General features: G+C 62.3%; 18 protein-coding genes. 16 read left to right on the forward strand and 2 right to left on the reverse strand.

The annotated features are described in order from the left end of the window. Positions 1-26 precede the first annotated feature (26 nt). The 4 genes from NXS98_RS00640 to NXS98_RS00655 all read left to right on the forward strand — a co-directional run bounded on the left by NXS98_RS00640 (position 27) and on the right by NXS98_RS00655 (position 4,227). Positions 27-947 carry a c-type cytochrome domain-containing protein gene (locus NXS98_RS00640; RefSeq protein ID WP_283846523.1) on the forward strand — a complete coding sequence of 307 codons (921 nt, stop codon included), beginning with the start codon at positions 27-29 and terminating at the stop codon, positions 945-947. Between the two features lie 129 nt (positions 948-1,076). Continuing rightward, positions 1,077-1,667, forward strand: coding sequence for a CDP-alcohol phosphatidyltransferase family protein (locus NXS98_RS00645; RefSeq protein ID WP_283846524.1), 591 nt, complete (start codon positions 1,077-1,079; stop codon positions 1,665-1,667). A gap of 183 nt (positions 1,668-1,850) precedes the next feature. Further along, positions 1,851-3,215 carry a PQQ-binding-like beta-propeller repeat protein gene (locus tag NXS98_RS00650; protein WP_283846525.1) on the forward strand — a complete coding sequence of 455 codons (1,365 nt, stop codon included), beginning with the start codon at positions 1,851-1,853 and terminating at the stop codon, positions 3,213-3,215. A gap of 58 nt (positions 3,216-3,273) precedes the next feature. Then, positions 3,274-4,227: a sialidase family protein gene (locus NXS98_RS00655; protein WP_283846526.1), complete on the forward strand. Its 954-nt coding sequence runs from the start codon at positions 3,274-3,276 to the stop codon at positions 4,225-4,227. A 44-nt stretch (positions 4,228-4,271) separates the two neighbouring features. On the opposite strand, the gene NXS98_RS00660 is transcribed toward NXS98_RS00655, so the two are convergent. After that, the gene (locus tag NXS98_RS00660) at positions 4,272-6,470 is read right to left on the reverse strand and encodes a carbohydrate-binding family 6 protein (RefSeq protein WP_283846528.1); all 2,199 of its coding nucleotides are present in this window, start codon (positions 6,468-6,470) and stop codon (positions 4,272-4,274) included. Between the two features lie 135 nt (positions 6,471-6,605). Here NXS98_RS00660 and NXS98_RS00665 point away from each other — a divergent pair, with 135 nt between their 5' ends. The 9 genes from NXS98_RS00665 (at position 6,606) to NXS98_RS00705 (ending at position 21,336) form a co-directional block, all read left to right on the forward strand. Continuing rightward, a complete protein-coding gene (locus tag NXS98_RS00665; protein ID WP_283846529.1) occupies positions 6,606-7,670 on the forward strand; it encodes an AAA family ATPase in 1,065 nt (354 codons plus the stop codon). Further along, positions 7,663-8,568 (forward strand): DUF58 domain-containing protein, encoded by a 906-nt coding sequence (locus NXS98_RS00670; RefSeq protein ID WP_283846530.1) that lies wholly within the window; start codon positions 7,663-7,665, stop codon positions 8,566-8,568. Before NXS98_RS00665 ends, NXS98_RS00670 begins: the two co-directional genes overlap by 8 nt. After that, positions 8,565-10,550 (forward strand): N-terminal double-transmembrane domain-containing protein, encoded by a 1,986-nt coding sequence (locus NXS98_RS00675; protein WP_283846531.1) that lies wholly within the window; start codon positions 8,565-8,567, stop codon positions 10,548-10,550. The genes NXS98_RS00670 and NXS98_RS00675 overlap by 4 nt, the downstream gene beginning before the upstream one ends. After that, a complete protein-coding gene (locus NXS98_RS00680) occupies positions 10,547-12,745 on the forward strand; it encodes a hypothetical protein (protein WP_283846533.1) in 2,199 nt (732 codons plus the stop codon). The genes NXS98_RS00675 and NXS98_RS00680 overlap by 4 nt, the downstream gene beginning before the upstream one ends. A 217-nt stretch (positions 12,746-12,962) precedes the next feature. After that, positions 12,963-16,061, forward strand: coding sequence for a hypothetical protein (locus tag NXS98_RS00685; RefSeq protein ID WP_283846534.1), 3,099 nt, complete (start codon positions 12,963-12,965; stop codon positions 16,059-16,061). Continuing rightward, on the forward strand, positions 16,058-17,068 hold the full coding sequence (locus NXS98_RS00690; protein WP_283846535.1) for a prenyltransferase/squalene oxidase repeat-containing protein: 1,011 nt from the start codon (positions 16,058-16,060) through the stop codon (positions 17,066-17,068). Before NXS98_RS00685 ends, NXS98_RS00690 begins: the two co-directional genes overlap by 4 nt. A 33-nt stretch (positions 17,069-17,101) precedes the next feature. Continuing rightward, positions 17,102-18,577 carry a hypothetical protein gene (locus NXS98_RS00695; protein WP_283846536.1) on the forward strand — a complete coding sequence of 492 codons (1,476 nt, stop codon included), beginning with the start codon at positions 17,102-17,104 and terminating at the stop codon, positions 18,575-18,577. An 87-nt stretch (positions 18,578-18,664) separates the two neighbouring features. Next, a complete protein-coding gene (locus NXS98_RS00700; protein ID WP_343214123.1) occupies positions 18,665-20,350 on the forward strand; it encodes an FAD-dependent oxidoreductase in 1,686 nt (561 codons plus the stop codon). Next, positions 20,311-21,336 (forward strand): NAD-dependent epimerase/dehydratase family protein, encoded by a 1,026-nt coding sequence (locus NXS98_RS00705; RefSeq protein WP_283846537.1) that lies wholly within the window; start codon positions 20,311-20,313, stop codon positions 21,334-21,336. Before NXS98_RS00700 ends, NXS98_RS00705 begins: the two co-directional genes overlap by 40 nt. 29 nt (positions 21,337-21,365) lie before the next feature. On the opposite strand, the gene NXS98_RS00710 is transcribed toward NXS98_RS00705, so the two are convergent. Continuing rightward, a complete protein-coding gene (locus NXS98_RS00710) occupies positions 21,366-21,980 on the reverse strand; it encodes a helix-turn-helix domain-containing protein (protein WP_283846538.1) in 615 nt (204 codons plus the stop codon). A 151-nt stretch (positions 21,981-22,131) separates the two neighbouring features. Here NXS98_RS00710 and tdh point away from each other — a divergent pair, with 151 nt between their 5' ends. The 3 genes from tdh (at position 22,132) to NXS98_RS00725 (ending at position 26,845) form a co-directional block, all read left to right on the forward strand. Continuing rightward, positions 22,132-23,160, forward strand: coding sequence for an L-threonine 3-dehydrogenase (gene tdh / locus NXS98_RS00715; RefSeq protein WP_283846539.1), 1,029 nt, complete (start codon positions 22,132-22,134; stop codon positions 23,158-23,160). A gap of 2 nt (positions 23,161-23,162) precedes the next feature. Continuing rightward, the gene (locus NXS98_RS00720) at positions 23,163-24,341 is read left to right on the forward strand and encodes a glycine C-acetyltransferase (protein WP_283846540.1); all 1,179 of its coding nucleotides are present in this window, start codon (positions 23,163-23,165) and stop codon (positions 24,339-24,341) included. Positions 24,342-24,436: 95 nt separating this feature from the next. Beyond that, positions 24,437-26,845 carry a DUF4962 domain-containing protein gene (locus NXS98_RS00725; protein ID WP_283846541.1) on the forward strand — a complete coding sequence of 803 codons (2,409 nt, stop codon included), beginning with the start codon at positions 24,437-24,439 and terminating at the stop codon, positions 26,843-26,845. Positions 26,846-26,851: the final 6 nt, after the last annotated feature.

The raw sequence follows: 26,851 nt of genomic DNA on the forward strand, positions 1-26,851 counted from the left end.
GTTGTGGAGCCCGGGTTGGGCCAGTTGTGGTGTTGGTTCTATTGGCCAGCCTGGGGGTTATTCTGTTTTATCAACCTGCGCCAGAGGCGCTTCCTGAGGTGGGGCGTTTTTTAGGGCGCCTCCATGTTTTGCTGCTGCATTTTCCGATTGCTTTGCTGGTGGTGGCGTTGTTGTTGGGTTTAAGCCATTGGCGGCCCATGACTTGTTGTCTGCCACTGACGCCTCCGGCCGTGGTGCTATGGCTTACCGGGGCCGGCGCGTTGAGCGCGTGGCTGGCCGCCGTGCTTGGCTGGCTGCTGGCGCACAGCGGGGGGTACGAGGGGCAGACGGTACAACGGCATTTTTACGCAGGGGTGGCCTGTGCGGCGGCGGCATTGATGGCATGGGGGCTGGCGCAGGGATGGGCGCGGCAGGTGGAGTGCCGATTGAGGTATGGGGCGACAGTGGCAGCCCTGGGGATCGCCAATTTGCTGGTGATTGTGGCGGGACACTTAGGGGGGACATTGACGCATGGCGAGCATTATTTGTGGGAGGCTGCGCCGGGGTGGGTGCGCCAACTGGCAGGGCACAAGCCAACCCCGCCCAAGCCGCAGGTGAGGGATTTGGCTGGGCAGCCGGTGTATGAGGCGGTGATTGCGCCGCTGCTCAAGCAATACTGTGTGGAGTGTCACCAGGCGGAGAAAGCCAAAGGGGGATTGCGACTGGATGCTTATGCCGAGACGCTGGAGGTGGTGCGCCCGGGCCAGCCGCGGGACAGCGAGCTGCTCAAGCGGGTGTTGTTGCCGCTGGAGGATGAGGACCACATGCCGCCACAAGGCAAACCGCAACCCAAGGCGGGCGAGGTGGCGGTGTTGGAATGGTGGATTGGGGCAGGCGCGCCGGAGAAAGCCACGGTGGGTTCGCTGAATCCTCCCCCTGTGGTGCTGCAGCAATTGGGCATGGAGTAAAAGGCATCGCTCTGGCCGCAGGTGGCCTGGGCAAGGCGCCGGAGTACTGCCGGGGCGGCGGGAGAAACAGCCAACTAAGCATTGACGCAAGGCAGGCCGCAGCATCAAACTGCTGCTGGTGTTGATGCGATGACAACGGCAAATAAAGTCACCATTTTTCGCATCCTGTTGGTGCCGGCTTTTGTGGTGCAGTTGCTGTACTACTATGAGAGCGGCAATCCGCGGGATAGGGTGCTGGCGCTGGTTTTCTTTGCGGTGGCGGCGATTTTGGACGGGGTGGATGGATACATTGCGCGGCGGTACAATCAGAAAAGCCATTTAGGGACGGTGTTGGATCCACTGGCGGACAAGATGTTGTTGTTGTCGGGGATTTGTTTGTTGAGCTTGATCAAGGCGGACTGGCAGGACCGCATGCCGGTGTGGATTCCCACGTGGGTGACGGCCGTGGTGTTGAGCAAAGATGCGATTTTATTGGTGGGGATGGCGGTGGTGTATTACACGTGCGGGCGGGTGAAAATTGTGCCGCGCATGACGGGCAAGGTGGCCACGGCATTGCAGTTTTTGCTGGTGGTGTTGGTATTGTTGCAATGGCATGAGTTTGTATGGCATCTCTCGCTGGTCACGGCCATTTTGACGGGGGTTTCCGGTGTGCAGTACATCCGTGACGGGGTGAAGCAATTGAGCCAAAGCCCGTTGAGCCTGCCGGATCACCGGCTGTGAGGAGGCAACAAAGGGGGCTGCCGCCCACGGGAGACCGGTTCTCGCCGGGAGTTCGACGTGCCAGGAGCATGGAATGACGCGGCGTTTCGGCCTGTGCAAGGTCTTCATGGACTATAAACGTGCACCAATGATTTTGAGGAGTCCCTTGCCCGCAAAGCCCCGGTGGTATTATAAATTGTCCCCGTGCAATCCAGTTCTGTAACGGCGAGGGCCTCCGGCAGGCCTTTTTTCCTGGCCCGCAAGTGTCTGATGCGTCTCTTTGCCTTCACCGCCGGACTCCAAAGTGGCTTGGTGGCCGTGGGGATGTTGCTGGGCAGTGCTGTGTGGGCCCAATGGCCGCAGTTCCGCGGCCCGACGGGCTTGGGATACACCACCGAGACCAACCTGCCGGTGAAATGGGGCGGGCCGTCCAATGAGAATGTGCGATGGAAAAGCCCGCTGGTGGGGCAGGGTCATGCCAGTTCCATCGTCGAGAACGGATGCGTGATTGTCTGCACGGCACATTGGCCGCCGGAGGTCACGGCGCGGGAGATGGTGATGCCGGAGCATCATGTGCTTTGTTACCGGGCGGAGGATGGGCAGTTGCTCTGGGATACCCAGGTGCCTCCCGGCCCCTGGTTGCGCACGGATTTTCGCAGCGGCCCGGGAGGCGGTTATGCGGCGTCCACGCCGGCCACGGATGGGAAACTGATTTATTGTGTGTTTGGCAGCTCGGTGATGGCGGCGCTGGATTACACCGGCAAAATCGTTTGGCGACAGGAGATTGTGCCCAGCACGTTTGACGTTACCGTCGGCAGCAGTCCAGTGCTGTACCGGGACACGGTGATTTTGTTGTGCGCCATGGCGAAAAGCGCGGATTCGCGGGTAGTGGCGCTGGACAAGGCCACAGGGAAAGTGAAATGGGAGCAGAAATTTCCCGACATGGGTTTTGGGCACAGCACGCCTGTGCTGGTGGAGGCGGGCGGCCAGACGCAGATGCTGGTATTGGCGTCTGGGGCGCAAATGCATGACCGGGCGCTGCGCAGTCTTAATCCGGCCAACGGCCAAACCTTGTGGTGGTGCCGGGGCAGCGGCGACGCCGCTTCGCCTGCTTTTGGGGCGGGCGTGATTTATTTTGACAGCGGTCGCGGTGGGATGGGCGTGGCGGTGGCGCCGGGGGGTACGGGCGATGTTTCCCAGACGCACATACGGTGGACTGTGGCGCAGGTGCCTGAAGGCATTGGTTCGCCCATCATTGTGGGGAAACATGTTTATCGGCTGCATACGCCGGGGGTGCTGAAGTGTTGGGAGGTGGACACCGGCCGGCAGGTGTATGCGGAGCGGCTGGAAGGTATTTCCACCACGTGGGCCAGTCCGATTGCCGATGCGCACGGCCGGCTGTACTACGCCAACGCGGGCAAGAGTTACGTGCTGCAGGCGGGGCCGGAGTTGCGGGTCTTGGCGGTGAATGATTTGCGGGATGGCAATCATGCCTCGCCAGCCGTGGCGGGGGGACGGTTGTATTTGGTGGGATTGAAAAACGTGTACTGCGTGGGCGCCTCTCCCTGAACAGGCGGGGGCGTTTTTTGTGAGCGGAAGTGAAACCTGCAACCTGTGGTTTAAGGATATGAAAAAATTGTTTGTATTGGGTGTGGTCATTCCGTGGCTGGTGGGCGCGGCGGAATGGGTGAACATTTCCGACCCGGTCACCTCGCAGGTCAAACCGGGGTACGCCGGTCCCACGGCGGGGGTGGTGGTGGATCGCGCCTCGGGGGCGGTGTTCATGGTGGTGAATGATCAGGGGCTGTGGAAAAGCACGGATAAGGGGCTGAGCTTTAAGCGGGTGGACCAGCAGAACATTGGCGGCCGATGCGAAACCGGCTGGGCCTTGCAGGCCGATCCGGCCGGCCAGCGCCTGTTTTGTTTTATGATTTACGGCAGCAGCGCCATGACCACGGACGGCGGGCAGACGTGGGTGAAGTCCAAGGTCAGTCATCTCGATTTTGGCGCGGTGGATTGGGAGGACACCGGCAAGCGCTTGCTGGCGCTGCGTCACGAGGCCGGCGGCATGCTTACCACCAGTGCGGATGGTGGCGCGACCTGGCAGGATTTGGGCAAGGGCTACAGCGGTTGCGGCGTATTTGACCGGCAGACTTTTGTGGCCACGCGGGAAAAGGAGCCGGGGATTTTCCGGTCGGTGGATGCGGGTCTCACCTGGACGCAGGTGGCGACCAACACGCCGGCCGCGGCAGTGCCGGTGGTGTTCCGCAAGGTGGGTTATTGGTGCACGGGCAAAGGCATCCTGGTGAGCAAAGACAAGGGCGCGACGTGGTCGCCCTTGGGGACGCCGGTGGAGGCGATGTACGGCCCCATGTTTGGGCGGGATGAACGCCATTTTGTGGTGGTGGGCAAAAGCGGCTTCCAAGAAACCAAAGACGGCGGGCAAACCTGGCAGGTGGTGGCGCCGTTGCCGCCGGGTTTTGGCATTCAGCGGGTGGGCCCCAATTATGCCTGGGATTATCAGGCTGATATTTTTTACGCCTCCACGATGACCAAACCGACACTCAAGTATCAGCGCTAGCGCCGGCTGGCGTGGCCGGGGGAGTTTTCTTCGCGGGGTGAGATTTAATCGGCGCGCGCATTGGCACGCTGGGCGGGTTCATCGGAGGTCAGCGTGCCGGGTTTCCAAGCGCGGGCGATTTCCACATCCGCCCGCACTTTTTCCAGCAAGGCGACGCGGTCCACCCAGCCGACGCGGTTGTAGAGCACGCGAGGGGTGTATTGGCGGGCGTAGTTCTGGGCATAGGCATTCCAGTACACCACAGCGGATTGTAACTGGCGAATGGCCTCCTGGCGTTGGGCTTCGTCCTGGTTGCGGTCAAAGAGCGCAAGGGCGCAGGCGGCGCGGACTTTCGCGGCGTAGTAATCGCCGAGGAGCGCGAACATTTCCAGGTCGTTGAGCGTGGCGCGGGCCTCAACGTTGAAGCCCTGCCGGGCGCGCAGGTCGGGCAGCAGTTGGTGCACGGTGCGGGCGTGGGCGGCGAGCGCATCGGCAATTTGCAAGGGGGTGGTGCCTTGCAGGGTTTCACCGGCGAGGACGGCCTTGCGCCAGGCTTTGATGCCCAGCACGCCGCTGCCGGGCATGGGGTCGCGCTCGATGAATTCGCGGACGGTAAAAAAGCCGCGGTAGGTGGGGTGACTGAGGCAGGCTTCGGGAAACCAGCGCAAGTCAATGCTGCCCCAGACCAGGCGGGTAATCAGCGGAAAAATGCGCGAGGCGGAGCGCCAGGCCGTGTCGAGTTTCTCCGCTTCCAGCCCGGGAAAACGAAAGGCCAGGACACGCCGGAAGAAGTCATCGGGCAGGGTGGGGTCATAAGCCAGGCGGCCCCAGAGCATGAAGGAATACCATTGTTTTTCGATGACGGTGGGACGGGGCGCGCCGGGGGGCAATTGAGTGAGGAAATCGCGGCCCCAGAGGTAGCCGTCCGGCCCCATGTAGAAGCCGGCCAGTTTGTCGGCTGGTGGCATGGCGAGCAGGAAATGGCGGGCAAACTCCGGGTCGCCCCAGCGGAAGCTGTAGATGTCATCGTTGCGGACGGTGAGCCAGGTGCGGCGGCCGTTGCCGAGGCCATTGAGCACTTCGTTGATGAAAGGCGGGTTGGTGATGGAATACATGTGGGCGACGGCGTACTTGTAACTGAGGTCGAAGGGGCCGGGATAATCCTGCCAGCGTTTGAAGATGGCTTCCGGGCGGGTCATGTGGAGGCGGTGAATGAGGCGGAACTGGCGTTGCGGCTGGGTTTTCAGGGCGTCGCGGATGCCTTCGCCGTAGGTGTCCCAGAGCCAGGTTTCCTTGTCGCGTCCGCCCATGTCATTGGCCATGTGTTCACCGGCGGTGATGCCGATGCCGGCGAGCAGGGGGTAGGTGAGAACGGTCTCGCGGACGCTGGCGCGGAAGTAGCGGATGAGGTTGTCGTCCAGTTTGGCACGGCTGAGGCCGTGTTTGCCTTCGGCGCCGAAGAGGAAGGTGTTCCAGGTGAACCAATAGACAGCGATGCCGCGGTCCTGCGCGTGCTGCATCACAGCGCGCCAGAAGGCGATTTTTTCCTCGATGGTCATTTTTTTCACCACTTCCGCATCTTTCAGCATGGCCGGTTGAAACATATCCGTGCCGGTATGGCTGAATTTTTCGTGGAAGTGTTCGCGGCGGGCGCGGAGGACATCCCGGAGGGCCACTTCGGGATATTCCGGGACTTTGATGATGGAGGGGAAGGGATGGAGATTCCAAAGGGTCAGCACGTTGTAGCGATGGCGGGCCATTTCATCGAGGAAGGTGCGCCAGAAGTCCATGCTCCACATTTCCGGTAGGTTGAGCTGGGCGGCGTCGGAGTTGTCGGAGTAGCTGGGGGTGCGGACATCCAGGGGGATGTTGAACTTGATGCCGCGCTGTTCGATGTAGGGGCGGTGCTCGCCAAGGCGCAACTGCGGGAGCAACCCCAGGCGCAGGGCTTCGGCCACTTCGAGTCCGCCGTACATGGCGCCGGTGGCGTCGGCGCCCGCCACCAGAATGGAATCAGGGTTGGGGCGTGAGAGCTGGAAGCTTTGGGGACTGCCCTGGCCGGTGATTTCCAAGCGGATGGATTTCAAAGCTGGCTGGGGGCGTTCGAGGAGGGCGCGCTGGATTTCTGCGGCGGCGAAGGCGAGCGATGCATTGGTGGACGGAGAAAGGACGAGGTTGACCTGGGGTGCGGGAGCGCCCCGCAGGATGCCAGCTCCCCAGAAGCCCAGCCAGAGAGAGACCGCAAAGTGCCAGAAAAATTTCATGCCGCGAATTATTTAACGCGCGGGCGGAGTTGGCCAGTCCAACATTTGGTTTTCACCAAAAAGGGTTTACACTTGCGCGGCAAGGCAGCAAGGGATAGCTTGCGCACAAGATAAATTGCCCTATTCGACATTGATATGGATGATTCAACTGCCACAGCGCTGAAAACCGCGGCGCCCGCGGCATCGTCCCAAACGTTGTCTGACAACGATGTGGCGGCCGTGGACCAGATGCGGGAACTGTACCAGAAAATTCGGGCGGAGATTGCCCGGGTGATCATCGGCCAGGATGCGGTCATCGAAAAGCTGCTGATTTGCATATTGTCCCGGGGACACGGTTTGTTGATGGGGGTGCCGGGACTGGCGAAGACGTTGATGGTGCACTCCATTGCCAACGTGATGTCCCTGCAATTCAGCCGCATCCAGTTCACGCCGGATTTGATGCCTTCGGATATTACGGGCACGGATATTTTACAGGAGACGGACCAGCCGGGGCGGCGGGCATTTGAGTTCGTCAAAGGCCCCATTTTCGCCAATATCATTCTGGCGGACGAAATCAACCGCACGCCGCCCAAGACGCAATCCGCGTTGCTGGAGGCGATGCAGGAATACAAAGTGACCGCCGCGGGGCACAATTACAAACTGCCGTTGCCGTTTTTTGTGCTGGCGACACAAAACCCGATTGAGCAGGAGGGCACGTACCCGCTGCCGGAGGCGCAGTTGGACCGGTTCATGTTTTTCATCACGGTGAAGTATCCGACGGTGGAGGAGGAGCGGCGGATTGCGCGGGAGACGACGGGCAGCATGACGGTGAATCTGAACAAGCTGATTGATGGTGCGCAGGTGATGGCGTACCAGGAGCTGGTGCAGCGGGTGCCGGTGCCGGATCATATTTACGACACGGTGGTGGACGTGGTGCGGATGTCGCGTCCGACCGAGCCGAATGCGCCGGAGTGGGTGAAAAAATATGTGACCTGGGGGGCGGGGCCGCGCGCGGTGCAATACCTGGTGAAGGGGGCCAAGGCGCGGGCAGTGCTCAACGGGAGTTACCTGGTGCGGATGGAGGACGTGGAGGCGGTGCTGCATCCGGTGTTAACGCATCGCATTCTGACCAATTTCCAGGCCCAATCGGAAGGGGTCACCAGCGAGGAGATCATCAATCGCCTGTGGGCCGAGGTGCAAGGAGCTGAGCAGCGTGGCTGAGCGCGGCGGCAGAAAGTTTCTTGACCCGAAGGTTGTCGCCCGCCTGGTGCAGCAGCCGATGGGGACTCGTCTGCCCATGATTGGGTCGGTGGCGGGGTTGCATCGCAGCCCGCATCGGGGTTCGAGCGTGGAGTTTGCGGAATACCGCAAGTATGCGCCGGGGGATGACATCCGGCGGGTGGACTGGCGGGTGTACGCGCGCACGGACCGGTTTTACGTGAAGGAGTTTGAGGCGGATACCAACCTGCGCTGTTACCTGGTGCTGGACTGCAGCGGCTCGATGGCGTTTCGGGGGGAGCAGGGGGATTCCAAACTGGACTATGCGAAGCGGTTGATTGCCACGCTGGCGTATTTGTTCATTCATCAGGGCGATGCAGCGGGGCTGATCTGCCTGAGCGATCGCATGGTGTGGGATATTCCGCCCAAGCGCAACCCGCGGCATTTGCAGGCGGTGTTTGATGTGTTGGAGGAGGTGGAGGCGCGGGGGGAGACGGCCTTGATTCGCTCGCTGCACGACGTGGCGGAGAAGGTGCGGCAGCGGGCGCTGGTCATGGTGTTCAGCGATTTCTTTTGTCCGGTGGAGCCGCTGCTGGAGTGTTTTCAACACCTGCGTTTTCAGAAGCACGATGTGGTGGCGTTTCATTTGATGGACCGGCTGGAGCTGGAGTTTCCGTTTGACCGGCCGATGCGCTTTGTGGATTTGGAGTCGCCGGAGACGCTGTTGTCGGAGCCGGCGGTGATACGAGATCAATACCTCAAGGCGGTGCGGGCGCATCTGGAGGCGTTGCGGGAGGGGTGCCACCGGTTTGCCATCGAGCTGCAATCGGTGGCGACGCATGAGGATTACGAAAGGGTGCTGCGCGCCTTCATGCGCGGGCGGGCGCTCAAGATTCGATGACCTTCCTGGAGCCATTACTGTTGTGGGGCCTGCCCCTGGCGCTGCTGCCGGTCATCATTCATCTTTTCAACCGGCTGCGGCATCGCTCGATTGACTGGGGCGCGATGATGTTTTTGCTGTCGGCCACGCGCAAATCCACGCGCTATGCGCGGTTGCGGCAATGGTTGATTTTGCTGTTGCGGGTGCTGGCTCTGGTGGGTCTGGTGCTGGCGGTGGCGCGGCCGCTGGCCGGCGGATGGCTGGGATGGATGTTTCAGGCGGCGCCGGATGTGATTGTCATTGTGTTGGACCGCTCGGCGAGCATGGAGGCGCGGATGCCCGGTGGCAACGTCAGCAAGCGGGCGGAGGCGGCGCGGGTGCTGGCGGAGGCGGCGCAGAGTTACAAGGACACCAGCCGGTTTGTGTTGTTTGACACGGCCCTGCGAGCCGCGACGGAAGTGGGCGAACCTTCGGCTCTGCCTCAGCTTTCCACTGCCGGGGCCACAGATACGGCGGCGGACATTCCGGCCACATTACAGGCGGTGGTGGAATGGGCGCAACGGAACAAGGTGGGGCATTTTGAAATCTGGCTGGCCAGCGATTTGCAGGCGAGCAACTGGCAGCCGGACAGCGAGCAATGGAAGGTGGTGACGGCGCAAATAGCGGCGTTGCCGCAAACGGTACGGGTGCGTTTGCTGACATTTGAGCAGCCGCCGGTGACGGAGTCATGGTCGGTGCAAATCACCGAGGTGCTCCGGCGCCCACGGGCTGAGCCGCCGGAGGTGGAGGTGGTCATGATGATTGAGCGCAACAACCCCGCGCCGGCCATCATGCCGATTAGCATTGGGGGAGAGGGCACGCGGGCGCAGGTAGATTTGGAATTGAGCGGACCGAGCTACCGGTACCGGCATAAACTGCCGGTGGAGAGCGCGATGGCCAGTGGATGGGGCCGGGTGGAATTGCCGGCGGATGACAATCCGCGGGACAATGTGGCTTATTTTGTGTATGGGCCGCCGGTGTTGCTGCGGGCGTTGGTGGTGACGGATGATCCAGCGGTGGGCCGCATTCTGCAACTGGCGGCGGCACCTTTTGCCAACGATACCAATTTGGTGGCTGAGGTGGTGCATCCGGACCGGACCGCCGGGGTGGTATGGAATGATTACGCGCTGGTGCTATGGCATGCGGCGCCACCCGGCGGCGCGGTGGCCGCGGCCTTGCATCAGTATCTGGAGGCGGGCGGCGCGTTGTGGATGTTTGCGCATGGCCAGCCGGGGCAGTTTGAGGGCATTGCCTGGGGAGAGGCGCAGGCGGCCGAGGAGGGTAAAAGCTGGCCAATTACCCAGTGGCAGCGGCAGGAGGGGCTGTTGGCGAACACGGAAGAAAACCTGGCGCTGCCGCTGAATGATTTGGAGGTGCGCCGCCGGCAGCCGCTGGGGGGCACAGGCATTGCGCTGGCCAGTTTTGAGGACCGGCTGGCGTTTTTATCGCGACGAGTGGTGGGGCGGGGCGAGCTGGTGGCGTGCAGTGTGGGGTTGTGGCCGGAATGGAGCAATCTACGGGAGGGGTGGGTGCTGGTGCCGGCGGTGCAACGGTTGTTGCAGACCGGCGGCCGTCGTTTCACTCAGGCCGGGATGTTGAGTTGCGGGCAGATTGTGCCCACCGGCGGGGGGGAGATATGGACCAGTGTGGAAGGGGCCAAGGATGTTCGGCTGCATGCGGGGGTGTATCGGTCGGGGTTGCGGATGGTGGCGGTGAACCGTCCGCCGGCGGAGGCAGCGGTGGAGACGGTGGAGCCGGCCAAGGCCAGGGGGTTGTTTGGGCCGGTGCCGGTGCAGATGCTCGGTGAGCGCAAGCAGGGTGAGGGCCGGTTGCAGGCGGAATTGTGGCGCATGTTTTTGTTCGCCATGCTGGTGTTTTTGCTGGTGGAGGCGTTGTTGATTCTGCCGCCCAAGCCGGAAACTGCGCCCGCAGTGAGATTCCAGATGAAGGGAGGGACGCCATGATTCATCTGGAATTGGAGCGTCCCTGGCCAGTGGTGGTGCTGGCACTGGTATTGTGGGTGGGGGCAGGGTGGTTGTGCTGGCAGAACTGGCGGCGGCGGGGGACGGCGCGGGGGGTGGGGCTTTTAGAGGGGCTGCGGTTTGTGGTGTTGACCCTGATTGGGTTCACGCTGTTAAAGCCTGAGTTCGTCAAGGAAATCATCGAGACGGAGCCGCCGGAGGTGGCGGTGTTGCTGGATGCCTCGGCGAGCATGAGCACGCGGGATGTGGCGCTGGACGAGCGCACCATCTGGTCGCGGCAGCAGTGGGTGCAGCGTCAGCGCACCAATCAGTTTTACAAACCCTGGCAGGCCACGGCCAAAGTGGTGCTGGAGGAGTTTGCGGCGCCGCCGGCGGAGACCAATCTGGCGGCCGGGGTGGAGGAGGGGACGGATTTGAATGCGGCGCTGGATGCGGTATTGCAGCGGTACAAGCGGCTCAAGGGCGTGCTGGTGATGAGCGATGGGGATTGGAATCTGGGGGTGTCTCCCGTGAGTGCCGCGACGCGTTATCGGGCGCGGGGCGTGCCGATTTACGCCGTGGGGGTGGGCAGCGAAAGCTATTTGCCGGATTTGAATCTGGTGCAGGTGCAGGCGCCGGCCTATGGGTTGCTGGGGGAGCAGGTGTCCATTCCCTTCAAAATCCAAAGCCATTTGCCGCGGGAGGTGAAGACGACGGTGGTTTTGAGCGGGCCAGAGGGCGAGGAAACGCGGCGGGAAATAACGATTCCGGCCTATGGGTTGTACCAGGACACTCTGATATGGTCTCCGCGGGAGCTGGGTGAGCGCACGCTGCGGCTGGCTTTTCCGGTGGTGGAGGGGGAGGCCCTGGATGACAATAACTCGGCGGAGTTTCGGATTGGGGTGCGGGCGGAGAAGTTGAAGGTGCTGGTGGTGGAAAGTCTGCCGCGGTGGGAATATCGGTATTTGCGCAATGCGTTGTTTCGGGACCCGGGGGTGGAGGTGCACACCCTGCTTTATCATCCGGGCATGGCAATGGGGGATGGCACGAATTATCTGAAAACTTTCCCGGAAAGCCGGGAACAACTCTCGCAATATGATGTGGTGTTCCTGGGGGATATTGGCGTGGGCGACAATGAGCTGACCACCAATCAACTGGCGCTGATTCGCGGGTTGGTGGAGTATCAGGGCAGCGGGCTGGTATTTTTGCCGGGGCCGCGCGGGCGTCAGTTGACGCTGGTGAACAGCCCGGTGGGGGATTTGCTGCCGATTGTGTACGATGAAGCCAAGCCCAACGGGACCACCCTGCCCAACGAGTCTCCGCTGAAGCTCACGTTGAATGGGCGGCGGCATTTTTTGACGATGCTGGCCAATGACGAGCTGGCGAATGAAGAGGTTTGGCGGGGGTTGCCGGGATTTTTCTGGTGTGCGGGAGTGTTGAAGAGCCGGCCCGGGTCTGAAGTGTTGGCGGTGCATCCTTCGTTGCGGAATGCCAGCGGCAGCCTGCCCTTGCTGGTGACGCGGCCCTTTGGGGGCGGGGAAACGTTGTTTATGGGGACGGATGGCGCCTGGCGTTGGCGCAAGGGGGTGGAGGACCTGTATCACTACCGGTTTTGGGGGCAGGTGGTGCGGTGGATGTCGCATAAGCGGCATCTGGCCGCCGGCAAGGGGGTGCGGCTGGTGTACAGCCCGGAGAATCCGCATGCAGGGGATGTGGTGTATCTCAATGCTACAGTGTTGGATGCGAGCGGTTTTCCCCTGGAGCGGGGGACGGTGTACGCCACCATCGTGGCCCCCAACGGACAGACGGAGCGGCTGGAGCTGGCGCCTTTGGGGGGCGGGTGGGGGGTGTTCAAAGGCTCGTTTGTGGCCCGGCAGGGGGGACGCTATAAAATTAACATCAGCAGCGAGCGCGCCGCGCGAGGTTTGGAAACTGAAATCACCGTGGCCCGGGTGCGGCGGGAGGTGGTGGGGCAGCCCATGAACATGGGCATCTTGCGGGAGCTGGCGGAATTGACGGGCGGCAAGGCGGGGAGCGTGCATCAATTTGAGGAGTTGGTGGCGCAAATTAACGCCCTGCCCGAGGTCAAGCCGGCGCCGTTGCGCATTCGGTTGTGGTCGAATCCCTGGTGGGCCGGCGGGATAGTTTTGTTACTGGGAATCTATTGGACGGGTCGCAAGATTGCCGGTATGATATGAGTTAATGGGTGGTCAGGTCATGGGGTGGCCCGGGCGGGGAACATGCCTGAGCAATAAGGGCTTGATGCCGTCTAATGCAGCGGGCGGGTGAAGGAAGCAGGATGGTATGCGAGTGATGCAGCCATCTTGGGGGCCGGGGGGCACGGCTGGCTGGTTGTGGGACTGGCGGGGGGAGCAGGGCCGCGGGTGAAGCGCGGCCCATAATTGAGAGACTGACATGCAATATCAAGCGGACCATCTGGTGCAACTGCCCCCGCAGTTGCGGACCAAGTTTGACGAGCTGGAGCGCCGGTTGTGGCGGGTGGATACGCTGCTGGCGGTCACGGGTGCTTTGAGCGGCCTGCTGGTTTCCTATACCCTGGTGTTTATTTCGGACCGGTTTTGGGATACGCCGGTGTGGCTGCGGTTGTTGTTCACAGCGCTGGGGATGGCGGTTTTAGTCTATTTCTCCTATGGCTGGCTGCGGTTGTGGGTGTGGCAGCGGCGGGACACGCGGGCCCTGGCGAAAATCGTGCAGCAGCGTTACAAGCGGCTGGGGGACCGGCTGTTGGGCATCGTGGAGCTGGCCGACCAGGAAAAGCGCCCGGCCAACTTCAGCACGGCGCTTTGCCAGGCGGCCATTCAACAGGTGTCGGCGGAGGCCTTGAAATATGAATTTCGGCAGGCGGTGGCCACCCGGAAACCGCGCATTTACACGCTGGTGGCGGTGGGGTTGTTTTTGCTGGTGGCGGCGCCGTGTTTGCTGGTGCCGGAGGCGAGCGCCAATGCCTTTTTGCGCTGGCTGCTGCCGCTGGCGCCGGCGGAGCGCTTTACGTTTGTGGCGTTGGAGGATGTGCCGGACCGGTTGATTGTGGCGCATGGCGAACCCTTTGCGATTACCTGCGGGGTGCGGGTGCGGTCAGATTTGGTGACACCGGCGACGGCCAGTTTCCAATATGACCGGCAGCCGGTGGTGCAGGCGCCGGTGGTGAATCGGAAGGTGACCTTCAATGTGCCGGCGCAGACACAGCCCGGCCGGTTGCGGTTGCGGGTGGGGGACGAGACCAAAACGGTGTGGGTGGAGCCGACGCACCGGCCGGCATTGAAGCAGATGACGGCGTGGATTAAGCGGCCGGAGTATCTCCAGTATCCGGATACGGTGCAGGAAGTTCGCAATGGGCGATTGACGACGGTGGAAGGGAGCTCGGTGGTGTTGACGGGCAAGACCAGCCGGGTGATTGCCCGGGCGCATCAACTCGCGGAGCAATGGAAGCCGCTCAAGGTGCGGGGCGAAGATTTTATCACGGAGTCCCTGCTGGTGCTGGGGGAAACCAAGTTGATGTTTGTGTGGGAAGACCAGCATGGCCTGTCCAACCGGGTGCCGGCGACGGTGAGCTTGGGGGTGGTGCGGGACAACCCGCCGGTGGTGGAGATGCCGGAGCTGGGACGGGCGATGGCGGTGTTGGAGGATGAGATTCTGCCGGTGCGCATCAGCAGCACGGATGATTACGGGGTGAAAAACGTGGGGGTGGCGATGGAAATATCGCTGCCGCAAAAACCGGAGGCGCCGCAGGCCCGAAAGGTGGAAGTGCGGACGGGCGGGCATCAGGAAAAACGGCTGGAGGGGACGTATCAACTGGCGCCGGCGTTGTTGCGCGCGCCGGCCGGTTCGATGATTGGATTGAAGGCCACTTCGGTGGATTATTACCCCGGCCGGGCGCCGTCGGAGAGCGTGCTGCATCGGATTTTTGTGATGAGCAAGGAGGAGCATGCCCGGTTGATTCTGGAGGAGCTGGAGAAGTTGCGCGCGGCGATTGAGGAATTGACCCGGCGGCAGGAGAACCTGCTCAGCGACACGCGGCTGGTGAAAGACATGAAGCCGGAGGAGTTGATGCGGGAGGAGACGAGCAAGCAACTGACTGAGCAGGCGGCCGAGCAGGCGGAGTATGCGCGGCAGTTGGAGCGGCTGGCGCAGGAGAATTTGAAGACGGCGCGGGAGGCCATGCGCAACAAATCCATCAGCGAGGAGAGCATCAAGGAGATGCTGGAAAACACGGAAATCATGCAGAGCATCAGCCGGCAGAACATGTCGCCCGCCAGCCAGATGTTGAGCCGGGCGCAACAGAGCCAGAATGCCTCCCAGCGCGGGGAGCAGGTGCGGCAGGGCGAGCAGCAGGAGCAGCAGGCGTTGGAAAACCTGCAGGATTTGCAAAAGAAAATGGCCGCCATGCAGGACAAGATGCAGGCCAAGAGCCTGGCGGACCGGCTGCGGGCCATCGGGCAGTTTGAGAAGAGCACGGCGGAGGAATTAAAGAAAGAGCTGCCCAGGACGATTGGTTTGAGCCGGGACCAACTGCCGCCGGACGTTCGCAAGGAGTTTTTGCGGATGCACGACGAGCAGGCGAAGACGAGCAAACAGGTGATGAAGCTGCGCGAGGAAATCCAGCGGTTTGCGCAGCGGACTGGTTCGGAGCGGCATGAAGAGGTGGATCAGGAGATGAACGAGGCCAAGGCCTCGGAAAAAGTGGCTCAGATTGGGGAGCTGATTCGGGAGAATGTCAGTTCGATGGCCATGGCGCAGAGCACGGAAATCGCCGAGAAATTTTTCAGTTGGGCAAAAAAACTGGAAGGCGAACCGGCGGCGCAGTCCGGCGGGGGCGGGGGCGGGGGCGGCGGACAGCAAATGTCCGAGGAAGATTTGGAAAAGATGCTGGCGTTGCTGCGGATTCGGGAGACCCAGGAAAACCTGCGTGAGCATGTGCGGCTGGTGGACCGCTTCCGCAAGGGGACGGACTCCTACCCGGAAGACACGCGGAAACTGGCGGGCAAACAAAACGAGCTGAGCCGGGAATTGGGGCAGCTCAAGAAGGAGCGCATTTTCCAGAAAGCGCGGCCGATGATGGACCACGCCAATGAGGCGATGGACGATGCGGAGGCCCATTTGAAACGCCCGCGCACGGACGAGCCTACGTACAATGCGCAGACTGACGCGATGAACCTGCTGGATGAAGCCATCCGCTCATTGATGCAGGGCCAGCAATCGGGGCAGGGCCAGAGCCAGGGGCAGATGGCGATGATGCAGATGATGCAGATGATGGCCATGGGGCTGATGCCACCGCAGCAGGGAGAAAACCAGGGGGGACAGCAGCCGGGCGGCAACAATTTTGGCGGATTGTCGGACCGCCCCAACGCGCCTTATACGGGCGATGTGCGGGGGCGGGTGGGGCCGTCGCGGACGGTGGAGCGGGTGGCGGGCAGCAGCACGCGGCAGATGCCGGCGGAGTTCCGGGAGGCCTTGCAACATTATTTCAATGCGGTGGAACAGTCGAATCCATGAGCACAGGTAAATGGCATAGATTTTATCTGGGGGGGGTGCTGGCGATGGGGCTGGCCTTGCTGGCCGGGCTGCCGTCCCGGATTTTTGCCCAGGGGGAGGAATTTCTGGAGGCGGTGCCGCCGCAGTTGGAGCGGATGTACAAGCGGGGGCTGGACTGGCTGGCGCGGACGCAAACCGAGCAGGGAACGTGGAAAGACAATTATGGGCAGCAACCGGCCGTGGTGGGGCTGGCCATCACGGCGATGCTGGCGCACGGGGATGACCCCAATGTGGGGCCTTACGCGGTAAACATCAAACGGGGGCTGAACTTCATTCTCAGCCAGCAGAATGACCGCAATGGCTACATTGGCAATTCCATGTACAATCATGGGTTTGCGACGCTGGCGCTGGCGGAGAGTTATGGGCATGTGCAGGACGCGCGGCTGGGGCCGGCGTTGCAAAAGGCGGTGGATTTGATTTTAACAGCCCAGGCGCGCAATGCCTACGGAGGCTGGCGGTATTCGCCGGAAACCAGCGATGCGGACACCACGGTGAGCGGGGCGCAGATGGTGGCGTTGTTTGCGGCGCGCAATGCCGGCCTGGCCGTGCCCGAGGAGGCCATCAACAAAGGCATCCGGTTTTTCCTTTTGTGCCAGGGGGCGGACGGCGGGGTGGGATATACGGGGCCGGATGCAGGGAATGCGCCGCGCACGGCAATTTTTGCGCTGGTGCTGGCGCTGGCCAAGCAGAAGAACAGCAAGGCGTTTCTGGCGGCCAGCCGGTTTTTATCCTCGGCGCCGGCGGAACAACACTATTTCCATTACTATTTGTACTACGCCTCGCAGGCGTATTTCCACACCTCGCCCAAGGCGTGGCGGGAGTGGAATGCGCTCAACGTCAAATTGCTGGCGCAAACGCAGTCACCGGACGGCAATTGGGATGGGAATTTTGGGGCGAGCTTCACCACCGCGGCGAGTTTGTTGTCGCTGGCGTTGAATTACCGGTATTTGCCGATTTACGAGCGTTAAGGCGGGCGCGCAGCGTTCGTGAGAAAAGGATTTATGAAAAAGTTCATGCGATGGTGGGCGGTAATGGCGCTGGGATGCTGCCTGGCGGCCGCCGGCCACGGAGCCATTGTCCTGGAGGGCATCAAGGCGGTGCAGCAGATTGAATCGGCCACAGGGGTGCGGCCGGTGACTCCCAAGCCTGCCAATGAAGCGGAGGAAAAAACCGGGGGTGACCCGGCGTATTCAGACGTCATACGTTTGATGAATGGCGATACCCTGCATGGGAATCTGTTGAGTATTGACCCGCAGCGGGGGGTGCGCTGGCGCACGCCGGATGCGCAGAGCGAAATCGCCTTCAAACCGGAGCGGGTGGCGCGGATTGTGCTGCCTCGGAAGAGCGCGCCCGCGCCGGTTACGAGCAACGCGTGCGTGGTGGTGTTGAGCAATGGCGACGAACTCATGGGGGCGCTGGTAATGGTGGATTCGGAGCGGGTGCAATTGCAGACGGACTACGCCGGGCTGATGACTTTTCCGCGCAAGCGGGTGGCGGGTTTTCGGATGGTTAAAGGCTCAACAGGGGCCATTTATGAGGGACCGACGGGCATGGAGGGGTGGCGGTCCCGCAACAGCCGGAACAACTGGCGGTACCAGGACAACAGTTTAATTGCGACGGGCAACGGCTCAATTGGACGGGACATCAAACTGCCGCCCATGGCGCGGCTGGAGTTTGATCTGGCGTGGCGGGGGCAGTTGCAGTTTTTGATCGGGCTATACACGGATTCCACCGAGGAATACGCCAGCAACGCCTATTTGTTGCAGATGCAGCCGGGCTACATTTATCTGCAGCGCATGCGGCGCAATGGGGGCAGCAGCCACATGGGGCAGGCGGAATACCCCGGCCTGCATCAGAAGTCCAAGGTGCGGGTGGAGATTTTGGTGAACAAGGAGGCGCGCACCATCGCGTTGTTGCTGGATGGCTCGCTCATCAAGCAATGGAAGGACAATCTGGACTGGGGCGGGAGCGGGACGGGGGTGATTTTTGCCAACCAGAACATTGGGATGATTCGCATCAGCAACATCCGGGTGACGGAGTGGGACGGCACCATCCAGGAGCAGAGCGGCGCCCAGGCCAAGACGCAGCGCGATGTGTTGGAATTGTCCAACAAGGATAAAATCTCCGGGAATTTGGTGGCGTTGAAGGAGGGGGTGGTGGTGTTTGAAACGGCCTTTGCAAAGATGGATGTTCCGATGGACCGGGTCAACTTTGTGGAGTTTGCCACGGAAAAACTGGAGACGGCGCCGAAAAGTCCGGCGGACGTGCGGGCGGTGTTTGCCGACCGGGGGGTGGTGACGTTGACCATTGACCGGTGGGATGGCCTGCAACTGGCGGCCAAAAGCTCCAATTTCGGCGAGGCCCGCTTCAAGACGGCGGTTTTTCACCAGCTTTTCTTCAATTGGGAACAGCAAAAGGAAGAAGCCAAAGGTCCGAACATGATGACGGGAAGTGACGACGGCGAGGTGCCGGAGTAGAGGCGGTTTGCAGGGACGGGTTGGCGTCTCAGTTTCCGTGGGAGGGGTTGAGCAGCGCCGGCATCGGAGGGTCTGGAAGGCTCTTTTATGGCAGTGCAACGTTTGCTGATTGTTGGCGGAGTGGCGGGTGGCGCAAGCGCCGCCGCCCGGGCGCGGCGATTGTCGGAAAAAGCCGAAATCATCGTCTTTGAACGGGGGCCGTACGTTTCCTTTGCCAATTGCGGCCTGCCCTACCATGTGGGGGGCGAAATTCCGGCGCGGGATGATTTGTTGCTGCAGACGCCCGGCAGTTTGAAGGCGCGATTCAATCTGGACGTGCGGGTGAACGCGGAGGTGACGGCCATCCACCGCACTGCGCGCAAGGTGCAGGTGCGCGATTTGAGCGACGGGCGGGAATACGAGGAGAGTTATGACGCGTTGATTCTGGCGCCGGGGGCGGCGCCGTTGCGCCCACCCATTCCCGGCATTGAGCGGGAGGGGCATTTTGTGGTGCGCAATGTGCCGGATGTGGACGCCATTCAGGCGTGGCTGCGGCCGGGGGTGGCCGAGCGCGCGGTGGTGGTGGGCGGGGGATACATCGGCCTGGAGATGGCCGAGCAATTGCGGCGGCGGCAGTTGCAGGTCACGGTGGTGGAGGCGCTGCCCCAGGTGATGGCGCCGCTGGACCCGGAGATGGCGGCGTGGTTGCATTTGGAATTGCAGGCCAACGGTGTGGAGCTGCGGCTGAATGATGCGGTGGCGGCCTTTGAAGCGCCACGCGACGGGGAAAATGCCCGGGCTTCCGTGGTGGTATTGAAAAGCGGGGCGCGGCTGCCGGCGGATGTGGTGATACTGGGGCTGGGGGTCAAACCGGAAACGGCGCTGGCCCGCGCGGCCGGACTGGACATCGGCCCGCGGGGGGGCATTCGGGTTAATGAACATTTGCAGACCAGTGATCCCGCCATTTACGCGGTGGGGGATGCGATTGAGGTGCGGGACTGGGTGACGGGCGCGCCGGCCTTGATTCCGCTGGCCGGCCCGGCCAACCGGCAGGGGCGCGTGGCGGCGGATCATATTTTTGGCCTGCCGGCGCGGTATGAAGGCTCGCTGGGCACGGCGATACTGCGGCTGTTCCGGCTGGCGGCGGGTTGCACGGGGGCCAATGAGAAGATTTTGCGCCAGGCCGGCATGGCCCATCAGGCGGTGCATTTGCATCCGGCGTCGCATGCGGGTTATTACCCGGGCGCGCAACCGCTGTCCATCAAGGTGTTGTTTGATCCGGACAACGGGCGGCTGCTGGGTGCGCAGGTGGTGGGCGTGGACGGAGTGGACAAGCGGCTGGATGTTTTTGCCACCGCGTTGAAGGCGCGGATGACGGTGGATGACCTGGCCGAGCTGGAGCTGGCCTATGCGCCGCCGTTTGGCTCAGCGAAGGACCCGGTGAATCTGGCCGGCATGGCCGCGCAAAACGTACGCCGGCGGCTGGTGCACCTGGCGCAGTGGAAGGAGGCGTTGCAACTTGATCCGGCTCGCTCGTTTTTACTGGACGTGCGATCGCCGGAGGAATGCGCGCGCGGCATGATCCCGGGCGCAGTGAACATTCCCCTGCCGCAATTGCGGCGGCGGCTGGGCGAGTTGCCACGGGACCGGGAAATCATTGTGCACTGCCAGAGCGGGCAGCGCTCGTATTTTGCCTGCCGGCTGTTGCTCCAGAATGGTTTTCAAGCGCGCAATCTTACCGGTTCTTACCGCACATGGGACGCCGCGGTGCGCGGGGGCGCGGCACGCTTGTGAGGCCGGGGCGGCACATTCTGGTCACGGGCGGGGCGGGGTTTATCGGCTCGCATCTGGTGGATCGCCTGCTGGCAGAGGGCCAGCGGGTGGTGGTGGTGGATGATTTGTCCACGGGCCGCCTGGAGAATCTTGCCGCTCACCGGCGTGAGCCGCGGTTGGAGGTGAAGTCGCAGCGGGTCTCCGCCTGTCGCACCCTGCCCAAACTGGCGCGGGAGGCGCGTCTGATTTTTCATCTGGCGGCGGCGGTGGGGGTGGAGCTGGTGGTGCGCGAGCCGGTGCGGACCATGGAGACGAATGTCCTGGAGACCGAGGCGTTGCTACGCGCCGCCAGCGCGGCGCGGGCGCCGGTGTTGCTGGCTTCCACCTCCGAGGTTTATGGCAAAAGCCGGAAAGCGTATTTCGCGGAGGAGGACGATTTGTGCATTGGGCCGCCGCATTTGGGGCGCTGGGCGTACGCCTGTTCCAAGCTGATGGATGAATTTCTGGCGCTGGGCCATGCGCGGCAGCACGGGCTGCCGGTCATCATCGCGCGGCTGTTCAACACGGTGGGGCCGCGGCAGACGGGCCGTTATGGGATGGTGCTGCCGCGTTTTGTGCAGGCGGCGCTGGAGGGGCAACCCTTGCAGGTCTATGGGAGCGGACGCCAGACCCGTTGCTTTTGTCATGTGCGCGACACGGTGGAGGCCTTGTGGCGGCTGGCTCATTGCCCGGCGGCTTATGGGCAGGTGGTCAATGTGGGGAGCACGCGGGAAATCCGCATTCTGGATTTGGCGCGGCTCGTCAAAAAGCTCTGCCATTCTGAGTCGCCGCTCGTGCGTGTGCCTTACGCGCAGGCCTATGCGCCGGGCTTTGAGGACATGCAACGGCGGCGGCCGCAAATCCGGCGGCTGGTGCGACTCACCGGTTTTCGTCCGCGCATCCCGCTGGAACGGGCCATTGAGGAACTGAAGGAAGAACGGGGGGCTGCGCGGCAAGCGCGGGGATGAGGTCCGCCGTGGAGCCGCGTCCTTGGCGGTTATTGATACACCACCACCAGGTACATTTGCGCTTCCGCGCGGCCGGTGTTGACGATGGCATGGGGCACGTCAGCGCGGTAGCTGGCGGAGTCGCCGGGGCGCAGCACTTCCGCATCGCGGCCGGATTCGGCGCGCACTTCGCCGCGAACGACGGTAAGAAACTCGCGGGTGCCCTCGAAGTGCGGGGCGCTGCGCAAGGCGCCGCCGGGCTGCAGGACCAATTCATAAAATTCGACATCCTTTTCCAGATTCAAGGGGCTGAGCGTGCGGAGCCGGCATAATTTGTCCGAGCGGTAATGGTAGGCGCGATCATCGGCCCGAATCACGGCGACGGAGGAACTGATCTCGGGCGATTCGAGAAGGTCCCCCAGGGACATGCCGAAGGCGCGCGCAATGCGCAGGGTGACCGCCAGGGTGGGGTTGGCCTTCTCACGTTCAATCTGGCTGAGCATGGAGCGACTGACGCCGCTGGCTTGGGCGAGGGCATCCAGGGACCATCCGCGGGCGGCGCGCAACTGGCGGACGCGGCGTCCAAGATGGCACGAAATGGCGTCCGGCGCGGGCTCGGTGGCAGACGGAGGAGGTTGCGGGGCGGTGTTTTTTTTCATGGGCATGACGTGTTCAATATAATGGAAAAAAATCTTGCATATCGTAAGTCATTGTTTCATATATTGTACAACATGTCCGACATAATGGAAAGCCGGCGGCGGCCCGATGGGGGCCATGCGCTGCTTCGCCCAGTGCGCCGGACACACACATGATGGCATGAAAGCCTTGGTAAAACAATATGATCGGCCGGGACTCTGGCTGACCGATGTGCCGGAGCCGGAGGTGGGGTTGAACGATGTGCTGATTCGCGTGGAGCGGACCGGGATATGCGGGACGGATTTGCACATTTACAAGTGGGATGAGTGGGCGCGCCGGACCATACCGGTGCCGATGGTGGTGGGGCATGAATTTGTGGGAGAGGTGGTGGCGGTGGGGGCAAATGTGGTGGATTTTCGGCCGGGGGACGTGGTCAGCGCTGAAGGGCACGTGGTGTGCGGGCGGTGCCGGAACTGCCTGGCGGGGCGGCGGCACTTGTGCAAGGACACGCAGGGCATCGGGGTGAATCGGACGGGCGCCTTTGCGGAGTACATTGCGGTGCCCATGACCAATGTGTGGCATCATCAGACGGGGATAGACCGGGAGGTGGCGGCGATCTTCGATCCGTTTGGCAATGCAGTGCACACCGCCCTGTCGTTTGATGTGCTGGGGGAGGATGTGCTCATCACAGGGGCGGGGCCGATTGGCATCATGGCTGCCGCCGTGGTGCGGCATGCGGGGGCGCGGTATGTGGTGGTGACGGATTTGAACGAGTATCGGCTGGAGCTGGCCCGGCGGATGGGGGCGACGCTGGCCATCAATCCCCAAAAAGAGCGGCTGGCGGAGGTGCAGCGGCGGCTGGGGATGAAGGAGGGGTTTGACGTGGGGCTGGAGATGTCAGGCAGCGAGGCGGCGTTGCGGGAGATGATAGACAACATGTGCCATGGGGGAAAAATCGCCATGCTGGGCATTCCGCCGGCAGGGATGACGATTGACTGGAACAAGGTGGTGTTCAACATGCTGACGATCAAGGGCATTTATGGGCGGGAGATGTATGAGACGTGGTACAAGATGACGGTGATGCTCGAGAGCGGGCTGAACATCAAACCGGTGATTACGCATCGTTTTCATTACACGGAGTTTGAGTGCGGGTTTGAGGTGATGCTGTCGGGCCAGTCCGGCAAGGTGGTATTGTCGTGGAAGGATTAAGCATGTACGGCGAATTTCAGGCGCATCTGCAAAGGCAACTGGCCGGAGTGGAGGCGGCCGGGTTGACGAAACGCGAGCGGGTCATCACCACGGCGCAGGGGACATGGATTCGAGTAAATGAGGGGCCACCGGTGCTCAACCTGTGCGCCAACAACTACCTGGGCCTGGCGCAGCATCCGGAGGTGTTGGCGGCGGCGCGGGCCGGGCTTGAGCGGTGGGGGTATGGTCTGGCCAGCGTGCGTTTTATTTGTGGAACGCAGGCGGCGCATCGGGAGCTGGAGCGGCGGCTGACGGAGTTTTTGGGGACGGAGGACACCGTCCTTTACTCTTCCTGTTTTGACGCCAATGGAGGGCTGTTTGAAACCCTGCTGGGCGAGGAGGATGCCGTCATTTCGGATGAATTGAATCATGCAAGCATCATTGACGGCATCCGCCTCTGCAAGGCACGGCGTTACCGTTACCGGAATAACGACGTGGCCGATTTGGAGGCAAAATTGCAGGAGGCGCAAGGGGCGCGCTTCCGGCTCATCGCCACGGACGGCGTGTTTTCGATGGATGGGACGATGGCCAACCTGCCGGTGATATGCGATTTGGCGGAGCGTTATGGAGCACTGGTGATGGTGGATGATTCCCATGCGGTGGGCTTCATGGGGGCGCGGGGGCGGGGCACGCCGGAGTATTGCGGGGTGATGGGGCGGGTGGACATCCTGACGGGGACGCTGGGCAAGGCGCTGGGCGGGGCCAGCGGCGGTTACACCAGCGGGCGGCGCGAAATCATTGAGTACCTGCGGCAGCGGTCGCGGCCTTATTTGTTTTCCAACACCCTGGCGCCGGTGGTGGTGGCGGGAGCATTGAAGGCGCTGGAGTTGCTGGCGCAATCCACCGAACTGCGGGACAGGCTGGAGGAAAATACGCGCTATTTCCGCGCGGGGCTGGAACGACTGGGGTATGAGGTGATTCCGGGCGTGCATCCCATTTGTCCCATCATGCTGGGGGATGCCAGCCGGGCGGTGCGAATGGCGGAGGCGTTGTTGGAGCGGCGGGTGTATGTGGTGGGTTTTTCGTATCCAGTGGTGCCGCAGGGCCGGGCGCGCATTCGCACGCAGGTTTCCGCGGCGCACACGCGGGAGGACCTGGCGTTTGCCCTGGAGCAGTTGGCAGCGGTCAAGAGCATGGTATGAGAGGCCGCCTCGAGGTGGTGGGGGGCAGCAGTTTGGGTGGGAAACGTGGAGCGCTTCTCGTTGTCAAGGAGGGGGCGGCTTGGCATAGTGCGGGCATGAAATACGCCCGCGTCTGTCTTGGCCTGGTTTTGGCAGGGTGTTGGCTGGGTGCGCCGTCCCAAAGCGCCGAGTTGAAGGTGTCCAATCGGGAACCCGTGCCCGGGGAGGTAGGATACCGGCCGGCAAATGGGAGTGTGTCGCGGCTCAACCCGCCCTCGTTAATCTGGCTGCATGAGCCGGCGGCGGTGAAGTATCTGGTGCAATGGTCAACGCGGGAGGATTTTCAGCAGGCTGATGGAGCGGCGGGTTTTGTGTGGAACACGTACACGCACCACACGCCTTGGGCGCCGGGCAAGTATTACTGGCGTTATGCTTTCGTCAACAAAAGCGGGCAAACGTCCTCGTGGAGTGTGGTGCGTTCGGTAACGGTGCCAGCGGAAGCCAAGCCTTTTCCCATGCCCACCCGCGCCCAGCAACGGGAGCGCGTGCCCCGGGAGCACCCGCGCTTGTTCATGCGGCCGGAAGATTTGCCGCGTCTGCGCCAACTGGCCCTGGCCGGGCGTGATGCGCAGGGACGGTTGTCGGCGGAAGCGGAAGAATTTGCGCGATTGCGCGCAGCCGCGGACAAGTACATCGCCGCGGGGCCGACGCCCGAGCCGGACAAGATGGGATCGGCCTTGGACAAGGACAACGCCGAGTTGGTGAAGTACTGGTGGCCGAATCGGGAGCAGACCATGCGGGCGTGCCAGGAGGCGGAGACGATCGCCTTTGTCCATCTGATCACTCAGGAGAAGAAATACGCCGAGGCGGCGCGGCGGTGGATCATGCATCTGGCCGCGTGGAATCCGGACGGGCCGACGAATTTCCGCACGAATTGCGAGGCGGCCAAGCCGTTGTTGTATCGGCTGCCGCGGGCGTATGATTGGGCGTATGACGCGTTGTCCCCGGCGGAGCGTGAAACGGTGCGCAAAGTCATGCTACGGCGGGTGACGGATGCGTGGAATAGCGGGGAGGTGGCGCAGGGCACGGGGCACTTGAACCGGCCTTACAACAGTCACGGCAACCGCACGTGGCACAAGATTGGCGAGTGCGCCATCGCGATGTTGGGCGAGCTGCCGGAGGCGGAGACGTGGCTGGATTACGCGGTAAACAAGTTTTACGCGTGTTACCCGGTGTGGGCGGACGATGATGGGGGCTGGCATGAGGGGCTGAGTTATTGGAGCGGCTATATGAGCAAGGCGGTGTGGTGGCTGCAAGTAGCGCAGTCGGCCTTGAAGATAGATGGGTTGCAGAAACCGTTTTTTGACCAGGTGGGGGATTTTGCGCTGTACGTGGCGCCGCCCTTCACGCCCAACAGCGGGTTTGGCGATTTATCCTATCGCCCGCCCTCCAGCGGGGTGGGGGGCATGATGGAGTACTTCATTCGCGCCCAGGCGGGGCGGCCGGAGGGGCGGAATGCGGGTTACTGGCATTGGTGGGTGGAGCAGCACAAAATGGGGCGCGAGGGGGGGATTCTGGGTTTTTTGTACCGGGCCAATCTGCCGCCACTGCCGCCAGCGCGGCCGCCCGTGGATGTGCCGACTTCCAAAATATTTCATGGAATTGGCGTGGCCAGCCTGCATACGACGTTGCTGGACAGCCGGGAGGACATTCACTTTTTATTCAAGTCGAGTCCATTCGGCACGCAGAGCCATGGCCACAATCCGCACAACACGTTTCAACTCAACGCCTTTGGGGAGGAGTTGTTGATGACCTGCGGGTACCGGGACTTGCACGGGAGCCGCTTTCATTATCAATGGGTTCACAGCACGCGGGCCCACAATGGCGTGCTGGTGGATGGCGAGGGGCAGATTAAACATACGCCGGCGCCACATGGCCGGATTGCCGCGGAAAAGTTGACGCCGGCCTGGGATTACCTCATGGGCGATGCCACGCCGGCGTATGGGGGGCGGTTGACGCGGGCGCATCGGCACGTGGCGTTTTTGAAGCAGGGTCTGATTGTCCTGTACGATGATTTGGTGGCAGTCAAACCGGCGACATATCAGTTTATGTTGCATGCGGCCAGGGAATTTACGGTGGATGCAGCGCAGAACACCTTGCGGTTGGAGCAGCCGCGGGCGGGAGTGGTGGTGAAGTACCTGCCGCCCATGCCATTGGCTTTTCGGCAATGGGATGGGTACGATCCAAAACCGACGCGGGATTTCCCGAATCAATGGCATGTGGAGGCGGGCACACAGGCGCCGTTGCCGGCGTTGGGCATGTTGACAGTGATGGTGCCTTATCGCGCCGGGCAGGCGCCGGTGTGGACGGCGGCGCGGCTGGAAAGTGCCACTGCGGCAGGTGTGCGGGTGACCGTGGCAGGGAAACGATATTTGGTGGGTTTTCGCAAGGCCGGCGTGCCGAATGCAGCGACCCTGGAGAACGTCCAATTTGACGAGCCCGTGTTGGTGCGGGAAGAAAACTAAGCAACC

The organism is Fontisphaera persica (assembly GCF_024832785.1).
GTDB lineage: Bacteria > Verrucomicrobiota > Verrucomicrobiia > Limisphaerales > Fontisphaeraceae > Fontisphaera > Fontisphaera persica.